Annotated in this window: 5 protein-coding genes and 1 pseudogene; all 6 read right to left on the bottom strand. The window is 58.8% G+C overall.

Annotation, left to right across the window (positions count from 1 at the left end):
- Nucleotides 1–378: 378 nt before the first annotated feature.
- Nucleotides 379–1,224, bottom strand: a complete 846-nt coding sequence (locus ACTQ05_RS09325) for a sugar phosphate isomerase/epimerase family protein (RefSeq protein WP_441049359.1) — start codon at nt 1,222–1,224, stop codon at nt 379–381.
- Nucleotides 1,225–1,335: 111 nt separating this feature from the next.
- Complete coding sequence (locus ACTQ05_RS09320; protein ID WP_441049357.1) at nt 1,336–2,169, bottom strand: PTS system mannose/fructose/sorbose family transporter subunit IID; 834 nt, start codon at nt 2,167–2,169, stop codon at nt 1,336–1,338.
- On the bottom strand, nt 2,150–2,923 hold the full coding sequence (locus ACTQ05_RS09315; RefSeq protein WP_441049355.1) for a PTS mannose/fructose/sorbose/N-acetylgalactosamine transporter subunit IIC: 774 nt from the start codon (nt 2,921–2,923) through the stop codon (nt 2,150–2,152). Before ACTQ05_RS09315 ends, ACTQ05_RS09320 begins: the two co-directional genes overlap by 20 nt.
- 293 nt (nt 2,924–3,216) lie before the next feature.
- Complete coding sequence (locus tag ACTQ05_RS09310) at nt 3,217–3,699, bottom strand: PTS sugar transporter subunit IIB (RefSeq protein WP_441538943.1); 483 nt, start codon at nt 3,697–3,699, stop codon at nt 3,217–3,219.
- A 57-nt stretch (nt 3,700–3,756) separates the two neighbouring features.
- Nucleotides 3,757–4,176, bottom strand: a complete 420-nt coding sequence (locus ACTQ05_RS09305; RefSeq protein WP_154515120.1) for a PTS sugar transporter subunit IIA — start codon at nt 4,174–4,176, stop codon at nt 3,757–3,759.
- A 21-nt stretch (nt 4,177–4,197) separates the two neighbouring features.
- Nucleotides 4,198–4,380, bottom strand: a pseudogene (locus tag ACTQ05_RS09300) (SIS domain-containing protein); the annotation flags it as partial.

Here is a 4,380-nt window from a genome sequence, read left to right as displayed (position 1 = left end):
GCGGTCGGCCAGGGCGGTCATCCGCTTGCCGGCCTCGTAGACGTTCCTGCCGTCCTCGAGGTAGCCCTCCTGGTCGAAGTGCATGATCTCGATCTTCTCGGTCTCCTTCATGTGTGTCCTCCCATCACATGTGCGCAATTCTATACATCGCGCTTCTTACTGATACCAATTATAGCCATACGATTGCTTGTTATTTAATACCAATCTAAACTCACGGAGATTTGCGGCAAACGGTCGGTTTCCTCACCCGAGTGGTATTACAACGCCAATAGTTGTCTATTTCGAGCGCTACTGCCAACGGGCTCCCCACAACTCGCCAGCTATAAAAGCGTTGCGCCAGACCCGCCCAAGCGTTTCCGGCGCAACCGCGCAGTTTAGTTATTCGGCCTCCATCTCCGCTGTCACACGGCGATACATCTCGATAACCTGAGTCGTCGCCTTGGACGGATCCTGATAGTAGCGGCCATCACACGTCTCGGCCGAGACATAGCCCGTATAGCCGTGGCGCATGAGTGCCTCGAGGTCGGCACGCATATCACGCTCGCCGTCGCCCCAGGCAAGATGCGTCGTGCCGCCGCCCACATCTACAAAGTGGGTGTGAACGATCTTGTTGCCCAAAACCTCAAAGTAGCCGTCTATCGTGTCGCCGGCAACTTCCATGGCGCCAAAGTCGATACAAGCCTTCAGGTTGGGGCGATCGACCGCCTCGAGGATGCGCGCCACATCCTGTGCAGTGTTGACCAGCACGGACTCCGACGGCTGCAGCGCCTCGAGCGCGACGCGAATACCGCGCGTGTCGGCGTAGTCGCACACCGAGCGCAGCATGGCAACGCTACGGGCCCAGGCGTCCTCAGCCGGCTCGTCCAGATAGGCCCAACCACTCGTCACCAGAATCTGCGGCGCGCCCAATTCAACGGCTACGTCGATCACATTCTTAAAGTACGAGAGGATGCGTTTTTGGCCCGCCTCGCCGCGCACCGCGACGTTCCACGGCTTGGGGTTGTTCTGCTCGGGGCACACGCACACGATCTTGATGCCGTACTGGGCGGCAAGATCGCGAATCTTATCCACCGATTCGTGCTCATGGCAATCCACATACAGGTGCATCGAGCCGGTCCACAGCTCGATATTGCGATAGCCGGCCTCACCTGCAGCCTTAAAAAACGTCTCGATGCTGTAGTAACGATGGTTGATGTTCATGAGCGAAAGCTCGGGTACGACCATAGCCCTCCCCTTTCGTACGGAGTTTTAAAAAACAGGGGGCCGCCGCAGATGCGACAAGCCCCCAAAGATCGACGCAACCGTTAGACGCGATGGAAGCGCGATTCGAACATATTAGGCAAGCACTCCAAAGTAAGCACCGATGATGCCCACGACCATGGTGCAGAGGATCAAGACCATCGGGTTGATCTTCTTGGAGAGCAGCCAGTAATAGAGCCAGAAGGCGGCCATGCCGAGCATACCGGGCATGATGCCGTCCAGGATGTCCTGGAGAGTCTGGGCGGAGTCGCCCTGACCGATAGCGACGGGCAGCGAAGCCCAGAACATGTCCTTGCTCATGGCGCCGACGACCATGACGCCGACGATGCCGACGCAGGCCATGATCTTTTGCATCAGGCCGGTCTTCTGAGCCTCGTCGAGGAAGCCAATGCCCAGCTCATAACCCTTGATAGCGCCAAAGATACGAATCAGGAACGCCGGGGTGTTGTAGATGAGCAGGAAAGCGATGGGGCCAAAGACGTTTCCGGCCTGGCACAGGCTGATGCCCACGGCAGCGGCGACGACGCGCAGGGTGGACAGGAAGAAGGAGTCACCCAGGCCGGAAAGCGGGCCCATAAGGGCGGCCTTGATGTCGTTGACGCTCTCGGGCTCAACCTCGCCACGAGCGACTTTCTCCTCCATGGCCATCGCGATGCCGCCCACGAAGGGAGCGAGCTGCGGGGTGATGTTGAAGAACGCGCTGTGACGGTGCAGGGCCTCGGCGTAATCGTCGGGACGGCCGGCATAGATCTTCTTGAGCATGTTGGCGACCATCAGGCAGAAGGCAATGTTCATCTGCTTGTAGTAGGTCCAGGAGAATTCCATGCCCAGGGCGCCGGTGTTCACGGCGCTCTTAATGAGGTCGGAGCGAGTAATCTGGTTCTCGGAATTAGAAGTCATCGTCCTCATCCCCTTCCACAGAAAGCTGGGGCTGGGCGCCACCAAGGCCCAGCAGGTCGTACTTGTCGATGCCGATGATGATTGCGATCAGAGCGACGCCGAGGACGGGCACGTTGGCATAGGAGCACAGCAGGAAGCCCAGGAAGTAGAACGGCACGAGCTGCTTGGTAAGCACCAGACGGCCGAGCATGGCGAAGCCCATGGCAGGCAGGATGTTGGCTGCGACGCCAAAGCCATCGAGGACGAACGTCGGGATGAAGTCGAGCAGGCCCTGAACGGCGTCGGCACCCAGATAGAAGGAGACCGAGCACAGGATAAAGGCCAGGACGACAATCACGAGACCGATAATCCAGTGCATAGCGTAGATACCCTTGAGGTTACCCTTGCTGGCAAAGACGTCGGCACGGTCGACCAGAAGGGGCATACCGGCGTTGACGACGTTCTTAATGGCCAGGCACAGAGTGGCGATGGGCATCGCGAGCGCGATAGCGGCCTCGGTGCTCTGACCCAGCTGAATAGCGAAGGCGCAGGCGAGCACACCGCCAATACACTCATCGGGCGGCACGTAAGCGCCGATGGAGATTGAGCCCATGAAGAGCAGCTCGAGGCTCGCACCGATGGCGAGGCCGGACTGCAGGTCCCCGAGGACTATGCCGACGAGCGGGCACAGAACGATCGGGCGGAACGCATAGAGCGTACCGAGCTGATAATCGAGCTTACCGAAGGCAGCGATAAGTCCGATAAGGATCGCTTGAACAAGCATTGTTCCTCCCTTTGATCCCTCTTGGATCCGCGCGGCGATTCCCGACTTGTCAGCGCGCCCTTTCCCATGCCGACAATCGTCCAGACAGATCCAGCTTGTACCGGTGTGCTGTTAACACCTAAACCGGTGCAAATGATTTAATACCAATTATATAGTCATGCGAAAACTATTTAATACCAATCGCTCAACGGGCAGGTACTCCCGGTGAACGGTAGATGGGGTAACGGGTAAAGCGTTTATCCGGTACGCCCACGGGCAGGGCGGCGCCGTACGCGCCGCCCCGTAGTTCCCAATTAGAGGGCGCTTAGAGCATCGACCTTGGGGTCGTCGGCCAGAGCGCGAATCTCGACCTCGATTCCGCGGCCGACGAGCTCGCGAATGTCCTCTTCCTCGGCAGCGGTCACAAAGATCTGACGGGAGATCTTACGGGCATCGGGACGCTGCTCATCCTTGGACTTGGTGTTGCCCAGGTTGATGGAGGTAATCTGCGGGCAGCCTTCGACAAGCTGCTTGGCCTCGGCGATGCTGGCGACGCAGATGATCATCTTGTACTTATCGGTGACACCGGAGTTGATAGCCTCGATGGCGTGCTCCATGTCCTTGATGACGAGCTTGGCGTTGGCCGGCTTTCCCATCTTGAGCGTGGTCTTCCAGACGGGATCGTTGGCAACCTTGTCGCCAACGCAGAAGATGCAGTCGGAGCCCAGGCCCTGGACCCAAGAGACGGCCACCTGGCCATGAAGCAGACGATGGTCGACGCGAACCAATTGAATCATGATTGACCCCCAAAGGTCTCATGCCGGAAACCCGGCCCCATTATTAGCAGGCGGTGACTAGAACTCTTCCTCGTCATCCGCATCGGTCAGCAGGTCGTTGACAAACTTGACGCGCGTGTCGTCAGCCGCGAGAATCTCGCGGATAACCTGGTCGGCGGGAGCCTCCTGGTCCGAGAAGAGCAGCTGGATTAGCAGCGGCAGATTCATGTTGGCAATCAGGTAGGTGTTGGGGCGCGTCTGGACGATCTTGGTGAACTCGTTGTTGACGCTGCCGCCAAACAGGTCGGTGCACACGATCACATCGTCGGCGGGATCGATAGTCGCCAGGAGCTTGGCGGCCTCCTCGGCGACGTCGGTGCGGCCGTCGACAAACATCGACAGATCGTGGACGTTATCGCGCGCGCCCGAGAGTAGCTCGGTGCTCTCCTTGATGCCGGTCGCAAAATGCGCGTGGCTGGCAAAGATGTATTGCCTCATTGCGGTTTCCCCCAAATAGAATTAGTAGTCGAACTGGTGGTAGTAGCGGCGGTACTTGAGGTTGTGCTTGGTGACCAGCTCGTAGTTGCGCGCGAGGCGGTCGGTGGTCAGCACGGACAGGATCCACGGCGACACGATGACGCGGAAGTCGTCGTCCAGGCCCGGGATCGCGTACTCGGCGGTGTCGATGATGACGTAGTCCTC

This window comes from Collinsella sp. LCP21S3_A9 (assembly GCF_052118785.1).
Taxonomy (GTDB): domain Bacteria; phylum Actinomycetota; class Coriobacteriia; order Coriobacteriales; family Coriobacteriaceae; genus Collinsella.
Note: the sequence above shows the minus strand (reverse complement) of the source record. Positions and strands in the feature narration are given on the sequence as shown.